At 68.0% G+C, this 17,224-nt stretch carries 16 protein-coding genes; 11 read left to right on the forward strand and 5 right to left on the reverse strand.

The genetic code is table 11. The features are described from left to right. Positions 1–13: 13 nt before the first annotated feature. On the reverse strand, positions 14–2,233 hold the full coding sequence (locus CA236_RS12525) for a DNA polymerase Y family protein (protein WP_241212640.1): 2,220 nt from the start codon (positions 2,231–2,233) through the stop codon (positions 14–16). Further along, on the reverse strand, positions 2,142–2,897 hold the full coding sequence (locus CA236_RS12530; protein WP_241212641.1) for a protein ImuA: 756 nt from the start codon (positions 2,895–2,897) through the stop codon (positions 2,142–2,144). Before CA236_RS12530 ends, CA236_RS12525 begins: the two co-directional genes overlap by 92 nt. 221 nt (positions 2,898–3,118) lie before the next feature. Between CA236_RS12530 and CA236_RS12535 the strand changes: the two genes are divergently transcribed. From CA236_RS12535 to CA236_RS12545, 3 genes are all read left to right on the forward strand, one after another. Further along, positions 3,119–4,405, forward strand: coding sequence for a 3-methyl-2-oxobutanoate dehydrogenase (2-methylpropanoyl-transferring) subunit alpha (locus tag CA236_RS12535; RefSeq protein WP_125945857.1), 1,287 nt, complete (start codon positions 3,119–3,121; stop codon positions 4,403–4,405). Positions 4,406–4,598: 193 nt separating this feature from the next. Further along, complete coding sequence (locus CA236_RS12540) at positions 4,599–5,603, forward strand: alpha-ketoacid dehydrogenase subunit beta (RefSeq protein WP_046407317.1); 1,005 nt, start codon at positions 4,599–4,601, stop codon at positions 5,601–5,603. Between the two features lie 104 nt (positions 5,604–5,707). Further along, the gene (locus CA236_RS12545; RefSeq protein WP_125945858.1) at positions 5,708–7,018 is read left to right on the forward strand and encodes a dihydrolipoamide acetyltransferase family protein; all 1,311 of its coding nucleotides are present in this window, start codon (positions 5,708–5,710) and stop codon (positions 7,016–7,018) included. Between the two features lie 50 nt (positions 7,019–7,068). Here the strand turns inward: CA236_RS12545 and CA236_RS12550 are convergent, their stop codons facing one another. Then, complete coding sequence (locus CA236_RS12550; protein ID WP_125945859.1) at positions 7,069–7,212, reverse strand: lmo0937 family membrane protein; 144 nt, start codon at positions 7,210–7,212, stop codon at positions 7,069–7,071. Between the two features lie 236 nt (positions 7,213–7,448). Between CA236_RS12550 and rimP the strand changes: the two genes are divergently transcribed. The 6 genes from rimP to rbfA all read left to right on the forward strand — a co-directional run bounded on the left by rimP (position 7,449) and on the right by rbfA (position 13,975). After that, the gene (gene rimP, locus CA236_RS12555; RefSeq protein ID WP_125945860.1) at positions 7,449–8,000 is read left to right on the forward strand and encodes a ribosome maturation protein RimP; all 552 of its coding nucleotides are present in this window, start codon (positions 7,449–7,451) and stop codon (positions 7,998–8,000) included. Beyond that, on the forward strand, positions 8,000–9,631 hold the full coding sequence (nusA, locus tag CA236_RS12560; RefSeq protein ID WP_125945861.1) for a transcription termination factor NusA: 1,632 nt from the start codon (positions 8,000–8,002) through the stop codon (positions 9,629–9,631). Before rimP ends, nusA begins: the two co-directional genes overlap by 1 nt. Continuing rightward, the gene (locus CA236_RS12565; RefSeq protein ID WP_125945862.1) at positions 9,631–9,867 is read left to right on the forward strand and encodes a 4-oxalocrotonate tautomerase family protein; all 237 of its coding nucleotides are present in this window, start codon (positions 9,631–9,633) and stop codon (positions 9,865–9,867) included. The genes nusA and CA236_RS12565 overlap by 1 nt, the downstream gene beginning before the upstream one ends. A gap of 72 nt (positions 9,868–9,939) precedes the next feature. After that, positions 9,940–10,686, forward strand: coding sequence for a DUF448 domain-containing protein (locus tag CA236_RS12570; protein WP_125945863.1), 747 nt, complete (start codon positions 9,940–9,942; stop codon positions 10,684–10,686). Beyond that, positions 10,683–13,541: a translation initiation factor IF-2 gene (gene infB / locus CA236_RS12575; RefSeq protein ID WP_125945864.1), complete on the forward strand. Its 2,859-nt coding sequence runs from the start codon at positions 10,683–10,685 to the stop codon at positions 13,539–13,541. The genes CA236_RS12570 and infB overlap by 4 nt, the downstream gene beginning before the upstream one ends. Positions 13,542–13,585: 44 nt before the next feature. After that, complete coding sequence (gene rbfA / locus CA236_RS12580) at positions 13,586–13,975, forward strand: 30S ribosome-binding factor RbfA (RefSeq protein WP_125945865.1); 390 nt, start codon at positions 13,586–13,588, stop codon at positions 13,973–13,975. Positions 13,976–13,990: 15 nt separating this feature from the next. On the opposite strand, the gene CA236_RS12585 is transcribed toward rbfA, so the two are convergent. Continuing rightward, a complete protein-coding gene (locus tag CA236_RS12585) occupies positions 13,991–14,716 on the reverse strand; it encodes a haloacid dehalogenase type II (RefSeq protein ID WP_125945866.1) in 726 nt (241 codons plus the stop codon). A 104-nt stretch (positions 14,717–14,820) separates the two neighbouring features. Between CA236_RS12585 and purT the strand changes: the two genes are divergently transcribed. Beyond that, positions 14,821–15,993: a formate-dependent phosphoribosylglycinamide formyltransferase gene (purT, locus tag CA236_RS12590; RefSeq protein ID WP_125945867.1), complete on the forward strand. Its 1,173-nt coding sequence runs from the start codon at positions 14,821–14,823 to the stop codon at positions 15,991–15,993. Here the strand turns inward: purT and CA236_RS12595 are convergent. Next, positions 15,990–16,454 carry a DUF4126 domain-containing protein gene (locus CA236_RS12595; protein ID WP_125945868.1) on the reverse strand — a complete coding sequence of 155 codons (465 nt, stop codon included), beginning with the start codon at positions 16,452–16,454 and terminating at the stop codon, positions 15,990–15,992. The two genes, purT and CA236_RS12595, sit on opposite strands and share 4 nt — an antisense overlap. Before the next feature lie 125 nt (positions 16,455–16,579). Here CA236_RS12595 and CA236_RS12600 point away from each other — a divergent pair, with 125 nt between their 5' ends. Continuing rightward, on the forward strand, positions 16,580–17,176 hold the full coding sequence (locus CA236_RS12600; protein WP_125945937.1) for a thymidine kinase: 597 nt from the start codon (positions 16,580–16,582) through the stop codon (positions 17,174–17,176). The last annotated feature ends 48 nt before the right edge of the window (positions 17,177–17,224 follow it).

A 17,224-nucleotide genomic window follows, 5' to 3' on the forward strand; every position in this document is an offset into this window, starting at 1 on the left:
GGCACCATGCGGATCATGCAAAGGTGCCATGGATGTACCAGCTGAGATCGCCCGTTTCCGCGCGCTCGCCATCGCCGCGGCGGAACAGCCAGAAGCGGTGGCCCTGTTCGTCCTCGACTCGGAAATAATCGCGCACCCCGTCGCGCTCACCCCGGCGTCGCCACCATTCGCCGGTGATCCGCTCCGGCCCGTCGGAATGGGTGACTCGGTGCGGGCGGCCGCGCCAGGTGAAGCGGCGGGGGGCGTGGTCGGGCATTTCGGCCATGACGTGGTCGATCGGCTCCGGGCGACGTAGCAGTCGCGCGGGGCGCGGCCAGCGCGGGTGCCAGGCATGATCGGGCGTGCGGCCGTCGAGCTGGCGCACGTCGTCGCGCTTCAGGCGGGTGGTGGCGGTGGCGGGGGGATCGAGTGGCGGTAGCGGGGCGACTGAGCGTTCGGGGACGTCGCTTTCGATCGGCTGGTGCCGCCACAAACGCGTCGGGCCGATGCGATTGGCGAGCGTGTCGACCAAAGGGGCAAGATCGGGCGCCTGCTGTTCGGCAAGCGCCGCGCCCAGCGTTTCGGGACCGAGCGGGTCGGCGCGGACGAGGTGGAGCGTCAGCGCGTCGAGGCCGTAGCCAACGTCGATCTCCTCGATCCGGCGGGCGATGAGACGCAGCAGGTGCGACGGTTCGCGGCTGGCGCGCGCGAGACCGATGCGGATCACCTGATCGGTCGAATCGACACGCGCGGCGATGAAGGCGAGCGCGCGCGCGCCGACCCCTGCCTTGGCCAGCGCTGCCGCCAGATCATCGACGAGGCCGGCGAGCCAATGGCTGATCGCATCGGCGGTGGCGATCGGTTCGGCGAAGCGGCGGGTGACGGCGATCGGCTGCACCGGGATGATCGGATCGAGCGGTTCTGGCAGGGCGCCGGTCGCCTGGTCGAGCCGCTGCGCGATCGTCTTGCCGAAGCGGCGGACGAGCGGGGCGCGGGGCATCGCCATGAGCTCGCCGATCGTCTCCACGCCGAGCCGGGCGAGCAATTCGCGCGCGCCATCGGCGAGGCGAAGCGCGGTGACCGGCAGCGGGACGAGCGCGGCGACATGCGCGCCGGGGGGGATGATCGCAGCGGGCGCAGCCTGACGGGCGAAGGCCCAGGCGGCGCCCGCGGTGTCGGCGATCGCCAGCTGCGCGGTGATGCCGAGCCGGGCGAGCAGGCGCAGCAGGCGGCGCGCCATCGCTTCCTCGCCGCCGTGGAGGTGGGCGGTGCCGCTGATCTCGAGGAACAGGCCGTCTTCGCCCGAGAGCGCAACGACCGGGCACCAGCGGCGGGCGAGCGCAGTGGCGAGGCGGTGCAGATCGGCGAGGTCGCCGGCGGCATCCGCGTCGCGCACGTCAATGTCGGGCACGGCGGCGCGCGCCTGGGTCAGCGCCATGCCTGGCGTGAGGCCGAGCGCGCGTGCCTCGGGTGAGGCGGCGGCGATTTCGATGCGGCTGCCGATCTTGTGGACGGTGATCAAGGGCGGCGGAAGTTCTCGAACATTGCGCTTGTGAGGTTTGGGGGCGGGATGTTGGAGATTGCTGGCGCGGGCGACGGTGTTGGCGAGGGTGCGGCCGGTGTCGAAAAAGGGCGCGACGCCGGGGACCCGCGCGCCGGCATCATTGGAGCCGCAGCGGGCGTATTTGTCGGGGTGGGGGCCTTCGCCGGGACCGCGCACCGCGGGCATGGCGTTCCACCGCGCGAGCGCGGCGGCGGCGCGGTCGTCGGCATTGGGATCGAGGCCGTCAAAGCCGCGCCAGCGGGTGTTGGGCACGTCCTCCGGATCGGGACGCACGGGTAGCGTCGTGGGCACGGGGCGCGCGCCTTCGTCCGGCGGCATGGCGCGGAAGGGATGGTCGGCGGCCTCGCTGCGGCGGCCCATTTCGCGCATTGGCGGGCGCTGATGCGCGGGCATCGCCTCCACCTGGCGTGCGACATCGGCGCGCGTCGATTGCGACCAGCGCTTCTCAACAGGCGCAGACGCATCGCTGCGCGCCCAGCGCGCGCCGGGGCGCCAGCCGGTGTTCTTCGGCGCGTCGCATTGCAGCACCTGTTCCTCGGCCACCGCCGCCGTCAGCGGCGCGAGATCGAGCGGCCCTGAATCGAGCGAATTGCCCGGTTCAGGCCGCGGCGTTGGTGCGCGGCGACGCTCGGCCCGGCGCACGCGATCGATCGCCCAGTGCGGCAGGTAGAGCGAGACGACCCGTGTCATCGCAGGCCTCCAGCAAAGTGTCGAAAGGGTCGCCGCCGCGTTGCCGCACCAGCGAGACGGCCCAGCGCGGGCGGCCCATGCTGCCGCAGCGCAGGGGAACGGAGGGGGCGGAAGCGATCCGCCAGCGGGTGAGCGCCGCGGAGGGCGGGGCCAGCGGATCGGCATCCTCGCGCGCATGGCGGCGCAGGAGGAGCGCGATCGTGCGGCCCCCTTCGGCGGCGAGTTGCAGCCGGCGGGTGGCAGGCATGGCAGCGCGCTTCACCTCGCCGATCACCGCGCCAAGACCGCGGTGGCGCAGCCCTTCCTCCATCAGCGCGAGCACTTCGGCATCGTCGCGCGCCTCGGCATAAAGGACGCGTTCGGGGGAGAGGCCCGCCTGGTAGAGGCCGGGGGCGAACAGATCGCGCCGGCGCACGACCCACAGGATCGGACCCCAGGCGCGCGCGGCAATCCCCGCCATGAACAAGGTGGCGGCCGAATCATCGCACATGTCGGCGCCCTTCGCCGCGACCTCGTGCAGCCCATCGAGCCGCAGCCCGCCGTCGGCGAGCCGCGAATCCATATCCGCCACGCCGAAGGGCAGCGTCTCGCGCCGGCGATGGCCGTCGCCCTCAATGGCGCGGAGCGTTTCTCTCAGCTCGGCAATGGTGGCAGGGGATGGCACGGGCACGACTCACTCAAAACTCACGTTCCTCTTTTGTTCCTACAACCGGCGGAGTCAATCGTGCGACTCGAAACCATGATCCATGGCGGTTTCGGCGGACGAAAAGGTCGTGTCACATTTCCTTGCATCGCAGACGCTGGCGCTGTGCGTTGAAATTTTATAACAAGGATTCGATCTGCTCACCGGCGCGTTGTCCGGTGCAACAAGTAACCGGAGAAACTATGGCGGACGCCGCCCGCAGCAATCTGCCCCCGCTCGCGCTGCATGTGCCCGAGCCCAAGTTCCGCCCCGGCGACACGGTCGATTTTTCGGATGTGGAGATCCCCGCCGCGGGATCGGTGCGCCGCCCGGACACTGCCGAGGACGCCCGCGGGTTCACCGACCTCGTCTATACGATGGTCCGCGTGCTCGATGACGACAATCGCGCGGTCGGCCCGTGGGATCCCAAGCTGTCGCCCGATACGCTGCGCCGCATGCTGCGCCATATGGCGACGGTGCGCGCGTTCGACGAACGCATGTTCCGCGCGCAGCGGCAGGGCAAGACGAGCTTCTACATGAAGTCGCTGGGCGAGGAGGCGGTGGCCGTGCCGCAGGCCTATGCGCTCGACGCCGACGACATGTGCTTTCCGTCCTATCGCCAGCAGGGTCTGCTGATCGCGCGCGGGTGCCCGCTGGTCGACATGATGAACCAGATCTATTCGAATGCGGGCGACAAGCTGCAGGGCAAGCAGCTGCCGATCATGTATTCGGAGAAGCGCTTCAGCTTCTTCTCGATCTCCGGCAACCTGACGACGCAATACCCGCAGGCGGTGGGCTGGGCGATGGCGTCGGCATCGAAGGGCGACACGCGCATTGCCGCCACCTGGTGCGGCGAGGGATCGACGGCGGAGGGCGACTTCCACTCCGCGTTGACCTTTGCCACCGTCTATCGCGCACCGGTGATCTTCAACGTCGTCAACAACCAATGGGCGATTTCGAGCTTTTCCGGCTTTGCCGGCGCGGAGGCGACGACCTTTGCCGCGCGCGCGGTTGGCTATGGCATCGCTGGCCTGCGGGTCGACGGCAATGACGCGCTGGCGGTCTATGCCGCCACGCAGTGGGCGGCGGAGCGTGCGCGGACCAACCAGGGCCCCACGCTGATCGAGCATTTCACCTATCGCGCCGAAGGGCATTCCACGTCGGATGACCCGTCGCAATATCGCAGCGCGGGCGAGCCGACCGCATGGCCGCTGGGCGACCCGATCCGCCGGCTGAAGGATCATCTGATCACCATCGGCGAATGGGACGAGGAGCGCCAGGCGACGATGGACAAGGAAGTCGCCGACGAGGTGAAGGCCGCGCAGAAGGAAGCCGAGAAGAACGGCATCCTGGGCCATGGCCTGCACCAGCCGCTCGACACGCTGTTCGACGGCGTGTTCGAGGAGATGCCGTGGCATCTGCGCGAACAGCAGGCGCAGATGATCGCCGAGGAAGAGGAAAGCGGGCGACCGTGGGCGCGCAAGAAGTGAGCGCTGCGACGGTGAGTGCCGCCGCGCGGACGGCGAACAGCACTGGCCGCGCCCCCGGCGGCTCTTTCGACATGATGCGTTTATGGATCCCCGCCTGCGCTGGGATGACGGAGTTGGCCTGGTGAGTGACGTGATCGAGACGAACGCGGAAAATACGGCGGTGGAGACCGACGCCGCCGGCGCCACCCAGCGCATGAACATGATCCAGGCGATCAATTCCGCCATGGACGTGTTGATGGCGCGCGACCCCGACGTCGTGGTGATGGGCGAGGACGTGGGCTATTTCGGCGGCGTGTTCCGCGCGACGGCCGGCCTGCAGGCGAAATATGGCAAGACGCGCGTGTTCGACACGCCGATCACCGAGATCGGCATCATCGGCGTCGCGATCGGCATGGGGGCTTATGGCCTTCGCCCGGTGCCCGAGATCCAGTTTGCCGATTACATCTACCCCGCGCTCGACCAGCTGGTGAGCGAGGCGGCGCGGCTGCGCTATCGTTCGGACGGGGAATTCACCGCGCCGATCACGGTGCGCTCGCCGTTCGGCGGCGGCATTTTCGGCGGGCAGACCCATTCGCAGAGCCCGGAGGGGATCTTCACCCACGTCTCCGGCCTGAAGACGGTGATCCCGTCGACGCCCTATGACGCCAAGGGGCTGCTGATCTCCGCGATCGAGGACAATGACCCGGTCATCTTCTTCGAACCCAAGCGCATCTACAACGGCCCATTCAACGGCCATTGGGATCGCCCGGCGGCGAACTGGTCAAAGCATCCCGCGGGCGAAGTGCCGACCGGCTATTACAAGATCCCGCTGGGCAAGGCGGCGGTCGTGCGCGAGGGCCAGGCGGTGACGATGCTGGCCTATGGCACGATGGTTCACGTCTGCGCCCAGGTGGTCGAGGATACCGGCATCGACGCCGAGATCATCGACCTGCGCACGCTGGTGCCGCTCGACATCGAGACGATCGAGGAGAGCGTGAAGAAGACCGGGCGCTGCCTGATCGTGCATGAGGCGACGCGCACCGGCGGGTTTGGCGCGGAACTGTCGGCGCTGGTGCAGGAGCGGTGCTTCTATCACCTGGAAGCGCCGGTGGAGCGCGTGACCGGGTTCGACACGCCGTATCCGCACAGCCTGGAATGGGCGTATTTCCCCGGCCCCGTGCGCATCGGCATGGCGCTGAAAAAGATCATGAAGGACTGACACCCAGTCCCACCCGCCCCGTCCGTCCCGCGCGAAGTCGAGGGGCGGGGCTTCGCGAGACAGTGTCTCGACTTCGCTCGACACGAACGGATTTGGATCAGGCTATGGCGCGTTTCACCTTTAAGCTGCCCGATATCGGCGAAGGCATTGCCGAGGCGGAGATCGTCGGCTGGCATGTCGCGGTGGGCGACCGGGTCGAGGAAGACCAGAATATCGCCGACATGATGACCGACAAGGCGACGGTCGAGATGGAATCGCCGGTGTCGGGCGTCGTGGTCGAGCTGGCCGGCGAGGTCGGCGACCAGATTGCGATCGGCGCGATGCTGGTGGTGATCGAAACCGACGCCGATGCGTCGGTCGAGCCGGAGGGCGAGACCGCGGCGGAGGTCGAGCAGAAGCTGGGCGGCGCGCACGAAGCCGCGGCATTCGAGGCGGAGAATCCCGGCGTCGAGGACGTGGTGGAAGCGGCGCCGGCCACTCCGGCTCCGGCTCCGGCTGCATCGGTGGCTGCTGCGCCGGTTGCCGAGGTGGCGCCTGCTGCGGCGTCGGCGGCTCCTGTTCTGGCCTCCCCGGCGGTGCGCGCGCGGGCGAAGGATCTGGGCGTCGACCTCTCGCAGGTGAAGGTGTCGGAGGGTGACCGCATCCGCCACGCCGACCTGGACGCCTATCTGCGCTATGCCGGCGGGCAGGGCTATCATGCGCCGCATGCCAGCCGCGCGCGCGAGGACGAGCAGGTCAAGGTGATCGGGATGCGCCGCCGTATCGCCGAGAACATGGCCGCGTCGAAGCGCAACATCCCGCACTTCACCTATGTCGACGAAATCGACGTGACCGCGCTGGAGGAGATGCGCGCCGACCTGAACGACAATCGTGGCGGGCGGCCGAAGCTGACCATGCTGCCGTTCCTGATCGTCGCGATCTGCCGCACCTTGCCGCAGTTCCCGATGCTCAACGCGCGCTACGATGACGAGGCGGGCGTGGTGACTCGGTCGGGCCGGGTGCACCTGGGCATGGCGGCGCAGACCGATGCTGGCCTCACCGTGCCGGTGATCCGCGATGCGCAGGACAAGAATGTCTGGCAGCTGGCGAGCGAGATCGGCCGCCTGGCGGAAGCGGCGCGGACGCAGAAGCTGAAGCCCGAGGAGCTGGGCGGCGGGACGATCACCGTCACCTCGCTCGGGCCGCTGGGCGGGATCGCGACGACTCCGGTGATCAACCGGCCGGAAGTGGCGATCATCGGGCCGAACAAGATCGTCGAGCGGCCGGTGTTCCGGGGCGACGACATCGTCCGCGCCAAGCTGATGAACCTGTCGATCAGCTGCGACCACCGCGTCGTGGATGGCTGGGATGCGGCAAGCTATGTCCAGGCGGTCAAGAAGCTGCTCGAGACGCCGGTGTTGTTGTTCGCCGACTGAGGCGCGGATGCGTCACCCCGGGGACGGACCCCGGGGTGATGCCACCCGATCTAGACGCGGCGGCCGGTGAAGAGCTGCACCAGCCCGACGATCAGCGCGATCACCAGCAGGATGTGGATCAGGCCGCCAGCGACATGCAGGCTGAAGCCGAGGAGCCATAGGACCAGCAGGATGACAACGATCGTCCAGAGCAAAGCGCGTTCCTTTCCCAAGTGATATGTGGTGAACGATGCCGCGGGCGGCCCGTTCCGACCTTCTTGGCAACATTTTGCAACATTGCCGGTGTGACTGATCCGGGAAGGGCAGTGGGGGATTGCCCCTCATCGCATCCCGATCTATATTGACCGTGCTTTCTCTTACATCGCCAGATGCAAGGGGTCGCGGGGCAGGGCTCCGCGGCGGCAACAACCTGTGTGTATGTGGAGACCCGATGGCGGATTTGGTCGCGCTGACCCAGATGATCGAGGCCGAGGCCAAGGCACTCGGGTTCGACCTCGTGCGTGTCGCGCTGTTCGGCAAGGGTGACGAACGCACGCTGCAGGTGATGGCGGAGCGGCCCGACACGCGGCAGCTGACGATCGACGATTGCGCCGACCTGTCGCGCCGCATCTCCGACGTGCTCGACGCGCTGGAGGAAGAGGGGCGGGACCCGATCGAGGGCGCCTATCGCCTGGAAGTGTCGAGCCCGGGCATCGATCGCCCGCTGACGCGCCTGTCGGATTACACCGACTGGGCCGGGCATGAGGCGAAGCTGACGCTGGACGCGCCGCTCGACGGGCAAAAGCAGTTCCGCGGCGAGATCGTCGGCGTCGAGGGTGAGGAAATCACCATCCGCAATCGTACGGGCTCGGTGGCCAACGTTCCCTTCGCGCGGATCACTGACGCGAAGCTGGTGCTGACCGACAAATTGATCGCTGCAACCGTCCCGCTCTCCGTCGAGGGCGCGGAAGAAGAAGAAATCGAAGCAGAGGAAATCGAGTAATGGCTACCGGCGTCACCGCGAACCGTGCGGAACTGATCGCGATCGCCAACAGCGTCGCCAGCGAGAAGATGATCGACAAGGCGATCGTCATCGAGGCGATGGAGGATGCGATCCAGCGTGCGGCGCGTACCCGCTACGGCCAGGAAATGGACATCCGCGCAAAGCTGGACCCGAACAACGGTGACCTTCGCCTGTGGCGTGTCGTTGAAGTGGTCGAGCAGGTCGACGACATCTACAAGCAGGTCGACGTCAATGGCGCGCAGAAGCTGCAGAAGGGCGCGACCGTCGGCGACTTCCTGGTCGATCCGCTGCCGCCGATCGAATTCGGCCGAATCCAGGCGCAGGCTGCCAAGCAGACGATCTTCCAGAAGGTTCGCGATGCCGAGCGCGAGCGCCAGTATGAAGAATTCAAGGACCGCGCCGGCGAGATCATCACCGGCGTCGTGAAGCGCGTCGAGTTCGGCCACATCGTCGTCGACCTGGGCCGCGCCGAGGGCGTCATCCGCCGCGACCAGCAGATCCCGCGCGAAGTGGTGCGCGTGAACGACCGCATCCGGTCGCTGATCCTGAAGGTGGTGCGCGAGAACCGCGGGCCGCAGATCTTCCTGTCGCGCGCGCACCCCGACTTCATGAAGAAGCTGTTCGCGCAGGAAGTGCCGGAAATCTACGACGGCATCATCGAGATCAAGGCCGCCGCGCGCGACCCGGGGAGCCGCGCGAAGATCGGCGTCATCAGCCACGATTCGTCGATCGATCCGGTCGGCGCATGCGTCGGCATGAAGGGTAGCCGCGTTCAGGCCGTCGTGCAGGAAATGCAGGGCGAGAAGATCGACATCATCCCGTGGTCGCCGGACATCGCGACCTTCGTCGTCAACGCGCTGCAGCCGGCGAACGTCAGCCGCGTGATCATCGACGAGGAAGAAGAGCGGATCGAAGTGGTCGTTCCCGACGACCAGCTGAGCCTTGCCATCGGCCGCCGTGGTCAGAACGTGCGCCTGGCGTCGCAGCTGACCGCCAAGGCGATCGACATCATGACCGAGACCGATTCGTCGGAGAAGCGTCAGCAGGAATTCGTCAGCCGGTCGGAAGCATTCCAGAACGAGCTGGACGTCGACGAGACGCTGGCCCAGCTGCTGGTGGCCGAAGGCTTCACCGAGCTGGAAGAGGTCGCCTATGTCGAGCTGGACGAGCTGGCGGCGATCGAAGGCTTCGACGAGGATCTGGCGCAGGAGCTGCAGAGCCGTGCGGCCGAGGCGATCGAGCGTCGCGAGCAGGCCAATCGCGAAGCGCGCCAGGCGCTGGGCGTCGAGGATGCGGTGGCGCAGCTGCCGCACCTGACCGAAGCGATGCTGGTCACGCTGGGCAAGGCCGGGATCAAGACGCTGGACGATGTCGCCGACCTCGCCACCGACGAATTGATCGAGAAGAAGCGTGCCGAGCCGCGCCGCCGCAACGAGGACGCACCGCGCCGTCCCGAGCACAAGGGCGGTGTGCTGGGCGAATATGGCCTGACCGAAGAGCAGGGCAATGAGATCATCATGGCTGCCCGTGCGCATTGGTTCGATGATGAGGAGGCCGCGCCGGCCGATGCCGCGACGGCCGATGTTGCGACGGAGGAGTCGGAGGCCTGATGCCGTTCGTGTCGATCAGACTGGCAGGCTCCGCATCCAGGGAGCAGAAGGCGGGGATCGTGGCTGACGTCACGTCCTCGCTGGTCACGCGGCTGGGCAAGAATCCCGCCGCGGTCCAGATCGTGATCGAGGAAGTTTCGACGGAGAATTACGGTGCCGGCGGCGTGCTGATCGTTGATCGCGACTCGCCTGCCGCACCGAAAGAGGGAGACGCGCATGCGGAACCCTCACAATGATCGGCTAACGATCCGCAGCGCCAACCAACATCAGGCCGGCAGCCACCAGGTTGCCGGGCGGGAGGCGCGCGCATGAGCGATCCTGTCCGTACCTGCATCCTGTCGCGCGAGGAAGCGCCGCGCGACGGCCTGATCCGGCTGGTGCTGGCGCCTGACGGGCGCGTGCTGCCCGATGTGCGTGCCAAGGCGCCCGGGCGCGGGGCGTGGATCGGCGTGACCGCGGCAGAGCTTTCCGCCGCCCAGGCGAAGGGCAAGCTGCGCGGGGCGCTGGCGCGGGCGTTCAAGGCCGGCGAGATGATCATTCCCGATGATCTGCCCGCGATGATCGCCGCCGCGCTGGAGCGCCAGGCGCTCGACCGGCTGGGGCTGGAATCGCGCGCGGGCACCGTGCTGACCGGATCGGACCGCATTGCCGAGGCGGCGCGCGCCGGCCGGCTACACGCATTGTACCATGCCGCGGACGCGAGCGAGGACGGGCGGCGCAAGCTGGCCCAGGCGTGGCGAGTCGGATCGAACCGCGAGGGCAGCGGACTGGGGGGCTTGGTTCTGCCGATACCACGCCCCATATTGTCGATGGCGCTGGGCCGCGAAAACGTGGTACATATCGGCGTCACCGACCGCATGGCGGCCGGCAGGTTGAGCGACGCGCTCGATCGCTGGCGCCGCTTTATCGGCCCTGATAGCCCAGAAGCTCATCAAAGTGATACTTTGGTGGGTGGTCTGACCTCCGCACCTTGCGCAACGGCCGCGCAAGGCGCATCGGCGCCCGAGCTTTCCGGGCATGTACCGGCCGTGACGACACACGAGGAATTTGAGTGAGCGAGACCGACAACGATAAGCCGAAACTTGGCATGCGCGCGCCTCTGGGCGTCCGACGCACCGTCGAGACCGGCAAGGTGAAGCAAAGCTTCAGCCACGGCCGCTCCAATACGGTGATCGTGGAAACCAAGAAGGCCCGCACCTTCCGCAAGCCGGGTGACCCCGCGCCGACGGAGCAGGTTGCCGCGCCGGCACCGGCGGAAGCCGAGGCGCCCGCCGCGCCCGCACCGCGCGCTGAGCCGCCCGCACCGCCGCGCGCCCCGTCCAACGAGACCCCGCAGGAGCGGCAGGCCCGCCTGCTGCGCGAGGCCGAGGAGCAGCGCATGCGTGCGCTGGAGGAACAGCGGCACCGCGAGGAGGCCGAGCGTGCCCGCGCGGCGGAGGAAGAAAAGCGCCGCGCCGAGGAGCGTGCCGCTGCTGCGGCCGAGGCTGCGCCTGCGCCCGGGCCTGCTCCGGCGGCACCCGAGCAGGTGGCTGAAACCCCGGCGGCTGCACCGCCCGCGCCCCCGGCCGAAGAGCCGCTGATGGTGCGCACGGGTGCGCCGATCATGTTCCGTCCGGTGGCCCCGCCGCCGCCGCCTCCCGCGCCCGAGCCCAAGGCACCAGTCGTCGAGGCGCCGGCTGCGCCGACGCCGGCACCGGCCGCGCCGGTAGCGGCCCCGCCGCCGCCGCCCGCGCCCAAGCCGACCCCTGCGCCGCCGCCTGCACCCCCGGTGCTGGGCCGCGACCCGTCGATGCCGGCGCCGCGCCGCTTCTCGCCGGTGGCACGTCCTGAGATTCCGAAGCCGCAGCCAAAGCCCGAGCCGAAGCCAGCGCCGGTCGCGGCAGCAGCCTCGACAGCCAGCGGATCGTCGGCCGGATCGTCCTCGCCGCAGCAGCGCAACCTGCCGTCGGGGCAGGCGACGCCGCGCAACAATGCGGCGCCGGCGCGTCCGCAGCAGCGCGACCGCAAGGGCGACGAGCGTCGTGGCGGCAAGCTGACGGTCACCCGCGCGCTGAACGAGGATGGCGCACGCGCCCGCTCGCTCGCCGCGCTGAAGCGTGCGCGCGAAAAGGAAAAGCGTGGCTGGACCGGCCCGCGCGAACCGCAGGCCAAGCAGGTCCGCGACGTTCAGGTGCCGGAGGCGATCACCGTCCAGGAGCTGGCGAACCGCATGGCGGAACGCGGCGCTGACCTGGTGAAGGCGCTGTTCAAGATGGGTTCGCCCGTCACCATGACGCAGACGATCGACCAGGATACGGCCGAGCTGCTGGTCACCGAATTCGGCCACAATGTCGTGCGCGTCAGCGACAGCGACATCGATCTGGTGCTGGATACCGCGCCGGACGCCGAGGCCGATCTGAAGCCGCGTCCGCCGGTCGTGACGATCATGGGCCACGTTGACCATGGCAAGACCAGCCTGCTCGACGCGCTGCGCGGCACCGACGTGGTGCGCGGCGAGGCCGGTGGCATCACGCAGCATATCGGCGCCTATCAGGTGACGCTGAAGGACAAGTCGAAGATCACCTTCCTCGACACGCCGGGCCACGAGGCGTTCAGCGCCATGCGTGCGCGTGGTGCCGACGTCACCGATATCGTGGTGCTGGTGGTTGCCGCAGACGACGGGCTGATGCCGCAGACGATCGAGGCGATCAATCACACCAAGGCGGCCGGCAAGCCGATGATCGTGGCGATCAACAAGATCGACAAGCACGATGCCAATGCCCAGCGCGTGCGCGAGCGCCTGCTGGAGCATGACATCCAGGTCGAGGCGATGGGCGGCGAGACGCAGGACGTCGAGGTCTCCGCGCTGAAGAAAACCGGCCTCGACGAGCTGATCGAGAAGATCCAGCTGCAGGCCGAGCTGATGGACCTGAAGGCCAACCCCGACCGCGATGCCGAAGGCAGCGTGATCGAGGCGAAGCTGGACAAGGGCCGTGGCCCGGTTGCCACCGTGCTCGTCACCCGCGGCACGCTGAAGGTCGGCGACGTGTTCGTCGTCGGCGCGGAAAGCGGCAAGGTGCGTGCGATGGTCGACGACAAGGGTCGCCAGCTGAAGGAAGCGGGCCCGTCGACGCCGGTCGAGGTGCTCGGCATTTCGGGCACGCCGTCGGCTGGTGACCAGCTGCAGGTGGTCGAGAGCGAAGCGCGGGCACGCGAAGTTGCGGAATATCGCCAGGGCGTGCTGACGCAGAAGCGCACGACGGCTGCGCCGGCGAGCCTCGAGAGCATGTTCTCTGCGCTGGCAGCGAACAAGGCGATCGAATATCCGCTGGTGGTGAAGGCGGATACGCAAGGGACCGTCGAGGCGATCGTCGCTGCGATCAACAAGATCTCGACCGACGACATCCGCGCGCGCATCCTGCATTCGGGCGTCGGCGGCATCACCGAGAGCGACGTGAACGCGGCTGCGGCCTCGGGCGCGCCGATCATCGGCTTCCACGTCCGTGCCAATGCCAAGGCGCGCGAAATCGCCGAGCGGCACAAGGTGGCGTTGAAATATTATGACGTCATCTATGACCTGATCGACGAGATCCGCGCCGGCATGGCGGGCGAGCTTGGCCCCGAGGCGTTCGAGACGGTCGTTGGCCGCGCGGAAATCCGCGAGGTCTTCTCGGCCGGCAAGCACGGCAAGGCCGCCGGTCTGCTGGTGGTCGAGGGTGTCATCCGCAAGGCGCTCAAGGCCCGCATCACGCGCAACGACGTCATTATCTACAATGGCGAAATTGCGTCGCTGCGACGCTTCAAGGACGACGTTCCGGAGGTTCGCGCGGGTCTGGAATGCGGTGTGACGTTCACGCAGAACTTCACCGACATCCGCCCGGGCGACTTCCTCGAAACGTTCGAGGTCGAGCTGCGCGAACGCACGCTGTAAGGACATGAACCCTCTCCCCCAGGCGGGGAGAGGGGAGTCTCACGATGACCGATCAACCAGAAAAATCCGTCCGTACCCTGCGCGTTGGCGAACAGGTGCGTCATATCCTGTCGGAGATCCTGCAGCGCGGCGACGTGCATGACGACGTGCTGACGACTCACCTGGTGAGCATCACCGAAGTGCGCGTGTCCCCTGACCTTCGCCATGCGACGGTGTTCGTGAAGCCGCTGCTGGGCAAGGACGAGGAAGCGGTGCTGAAGGCGCTGCGTACCAACACCGCCTATCTGCAGCGCGAAGTCGCGCGGCGGGTGAAGATGAAATATGCCGCGCGGCTGAAGTTCCTGAGCGACGAGAGCTTCGACGAGGGCAGCCATATCGACCAGCTGCTGCGATCGCCCACCGTGGCGCGCGATCTGGACGCCGGCGGGGAATAAGCCGCCGGCTGCCAATCAGCAGCCGAGCTTTTCCGCCAGGTCGGTGAGGCTGTCGGCGGACCATTCCCAATCCTGCGCCAGCTTCGCGTCGGGGGCGGGGCGGCCGCCATATTCCATCGGGCGTGACACAAAGGCGGTTTTGAGCCCGCAGGCGCGCGCGGCCGCGAGGTCGCTGTGGTGTGCGGCGACCAGGCACACCTCCTGCGGCGACAGGCCGAGGATCTTGGCAGTGCCGAGATAGGCGCGCGGATCGGGTTTGTAGGCGCGAGTGACTTCGGCACCCATGATCGCATCCCAGGGCAGGCCGCCGCGCCGCGCCATTTCAAGCATCAGCGCGATATTGCCGTTCGACAAGGTGACGATCGGGAAGCGGCCCTTGAGGCGCGTCAGCCCCTCGACCGAGTCGGGCCACGGCGCAAGGCGGCGCCAGGCGAAGGTCCAGTCCTGCAGCAGGGCATCGTCGAGCGTGGCGGGATCGACGCCCGCGTCCGTCAGCGTTTCGTCCAGCATCTCGCGGTGGAGCACGTCGAGGATGGTGAAGTCGCGGCCCGACTTGGCATAGGCCGCCATGCCGGTGAGATAGCGGCGGCGCCAATTGTCGGTGAAGGTGGCGGGATCGAGGTCGGCGCGGCCGATGCGCGCGAGGAAATCGGCGGATTCGGCGGTGATGCTGGTGCGCCAGTCGACCACCGTTCCGAACACGTCGAACGCAAGCACCTTCGGCAAATCGGACCCGGCCATGTATCCTCCCGTCTGTTTCGCCGGGTGCTACGAGTGATGCCCCCCGTGGACAAGCCGCGTCGATCGGGCCACTCACGCGACCGGCAACAGCAAGGCGGTGCGGCATGGCGTTCACGGCAACAATCCTTCTGCTCGGTTCGGGCGAGCTTGGACGCGAGTTCGTGATCTCGGCCAAGCGGCTCGGCTGCTATGTCATCGCCTGCGACAGCTATGACGGCGCGCCTGCGATGCAGGTGGCGGATGCGCGCGAGGTTTTCTCCATGCTCGACGCCGACCTACTGCGTGCAGCCGTGGAGAGGCACCGGCCCGATTTCGTTGTTCCGGAGGTGGAGGCGATCCGCACCGAAGTGCTGGCCGAGCTGGAGGCGGCGGGGACGACGATCGTCCCGTCGGCGCGCGCCACGATGATGACGATGAACCGCGACGGCATTCGCGAAGTGGCGGCGGTCGAGCTGGGGCTGCGCACGTCGCGCTATCGTTATGCCGAGACGCTGGACGAGGTGCGCGCGGGTGCGGCGCACACTGGGCTGCCCTGCGTGATCAAGCCGGTGATGTCCTCATCGGGCAAGGGACAGAGCACGGTTCGCAGCGAAGCGGATCTGGAAGCGGCGTGGGATTATGCCGTCGCCAATATGCGCGGCGACCGGGCGCGGGTGATCGTCGAGGAATTCGTCGATTTCGATTATGAGATCACGTTGCTGACGGTGCGCACGCGCGACGGCGTCGTCTTCTGCCCGCCGATCGGCCACAGGCAGGAACGCGGCGATTATCAGGAAAGCTGGCAGCCGGCCGCCATGTCGGAAAAGGCGATCGCTGACGCGCAGGACATGGCGCGCAAGGTGGTCGACGATCTGGGCGGGTATGGGCTGTTCGGGGTCGAGTTCTTCGTCAAGGATGACGAGGTGATCTTCTCCGAACTGTCGCCGCGGCCGCATGACACGGGGATGGTGACGCTGATCTCGCAATCGCTGAGTGAGTTCGACCTACACGCCCGCGCGATCCTGGGCCTGCCGATCCCGACGCTGACCAGTTACGGCCCCTCCGCCTCGACGGTGATACTGGCGGATCGTGCGTCGGACACGGTGCGCTATGACGGCATTGGCGACGCGCTGGCGACCGCGGGGGGCGAAGTGGACGTGCGGATCTTCGCCAAGCCGACTACGCGGCCCTATCGCCGCATGGGCGTGGCACTGGCGCGCGCCGCGACCACCGACGACGCTCGGCGCGTGGCGGCCGAGGCGGCGTCGAAGGTGCGGCTGAGCTACGATCCGGCTTAAGCGGCGCGCTTGATGAGGCGCGGATCGGCGGCGGCGACGCCGGTGGCGAGCACCAGTGCATCCTCGACAAAGCCGGTCGCGGTCTGGCCGTAGCGTCGCATCGCCGCCATGCGGATGCGCCAGCCCATGTAGGAACTGGCGAGCGCTGTGCCGAGCGCGACGGCGGCCCCGGTCACGCGCTGTCCCTTGGGAGCGAGGGCGGCACCGGCATAGGCCGAGGTAACGCTGCGCACCGCGAGGCCGATCGGGACGATGCGGTCCGGCGCGGTCTTCTGCTTGTCGCCAGCCATTTCCGCGGCGCTGAACGCCACGGCGCCCCAGGCGATCAGCGGGTTCTTGAACAATTTGGCGAGCGGCATGTCATCGGGCAGCGCGCCGCGACGGCCGGCGGCGGCAAGCGCGGCGAGCGGCACGATGCCGCGCTGACCCGCGGCCAGCCCGATGAGGTAGGAACGAAGCATCGGCGAATTCCTCGTGTGGTTCGCGCGAACAATCGTTGGGGGCGGCTTCGTATCCCGCGGGGGCCGTAAAACGGGGCGGCAGGAAAATAGTGGCGCGGCGCGCGCCGATGGGGAACAGCAACGCGATGGCCAAGCTCTATTTCTATTACGCCAGCATGAATGCGGGGAAATCGACCAACCTGCTGCAGGCCGATTTCAACTATCGCGAGCGCGGCATGGCGACGATGCTGTTCACCGCGGCGATCGACGATCGCTTTGCGGCGGGCACGATTACCTCGCGCATCGGTCTGTCGGCGCCGGCGACGATGTTCGACGCGAGCACCAATATCGCGGCCTGCGTGCTCGACCGCCATGCCGAGGAAACGGTGGCGTGCGTACTGGTGGACGAGGCGCAATTCCTGACGGCGGCGCAAGTCGATCAGCTCGCGCGGCTGGCGGATGTCGATGGCATTCCGGTGTTGGCCTATGGCCTGCGTACTGATTTCCAGGGGGCATTGTTCGAGGGATCGGCGCGGCTGCTGGCGCTGGCCGACGCGCTGATCGAGATAAAGTCGGTCTGCGAATGCGGGCGAAAGGCGACGATGAACCTGCGGGTCGACGCCGAAGGGCGGCCGGTAGCGGCCGGGGCGCAGACGGTGATCGGCGGGAACGACCGCTATGTCGCCTTGTGTCGGCGGCATTTCACCGCTGCGCTGGAATTGGGCGCTGCGGGCCAGGCGTGACACGCGGGGGCGCTGGCGCTCGCTCGCCCGCCCCCCTATCTCGCCGGC

This window comes from Sphingomonas sp. ABOLG, assembly GCF_003950435.1.
In the GTDB taxonomy this organism is placed as follows: domain Bacteria; phylum Pseudomonadota; class Alphaproteobacteria; order Sphingomonadales; family Sphingomonadaceae; genus Sphingomonas; species Sphingomonas panaciterrae.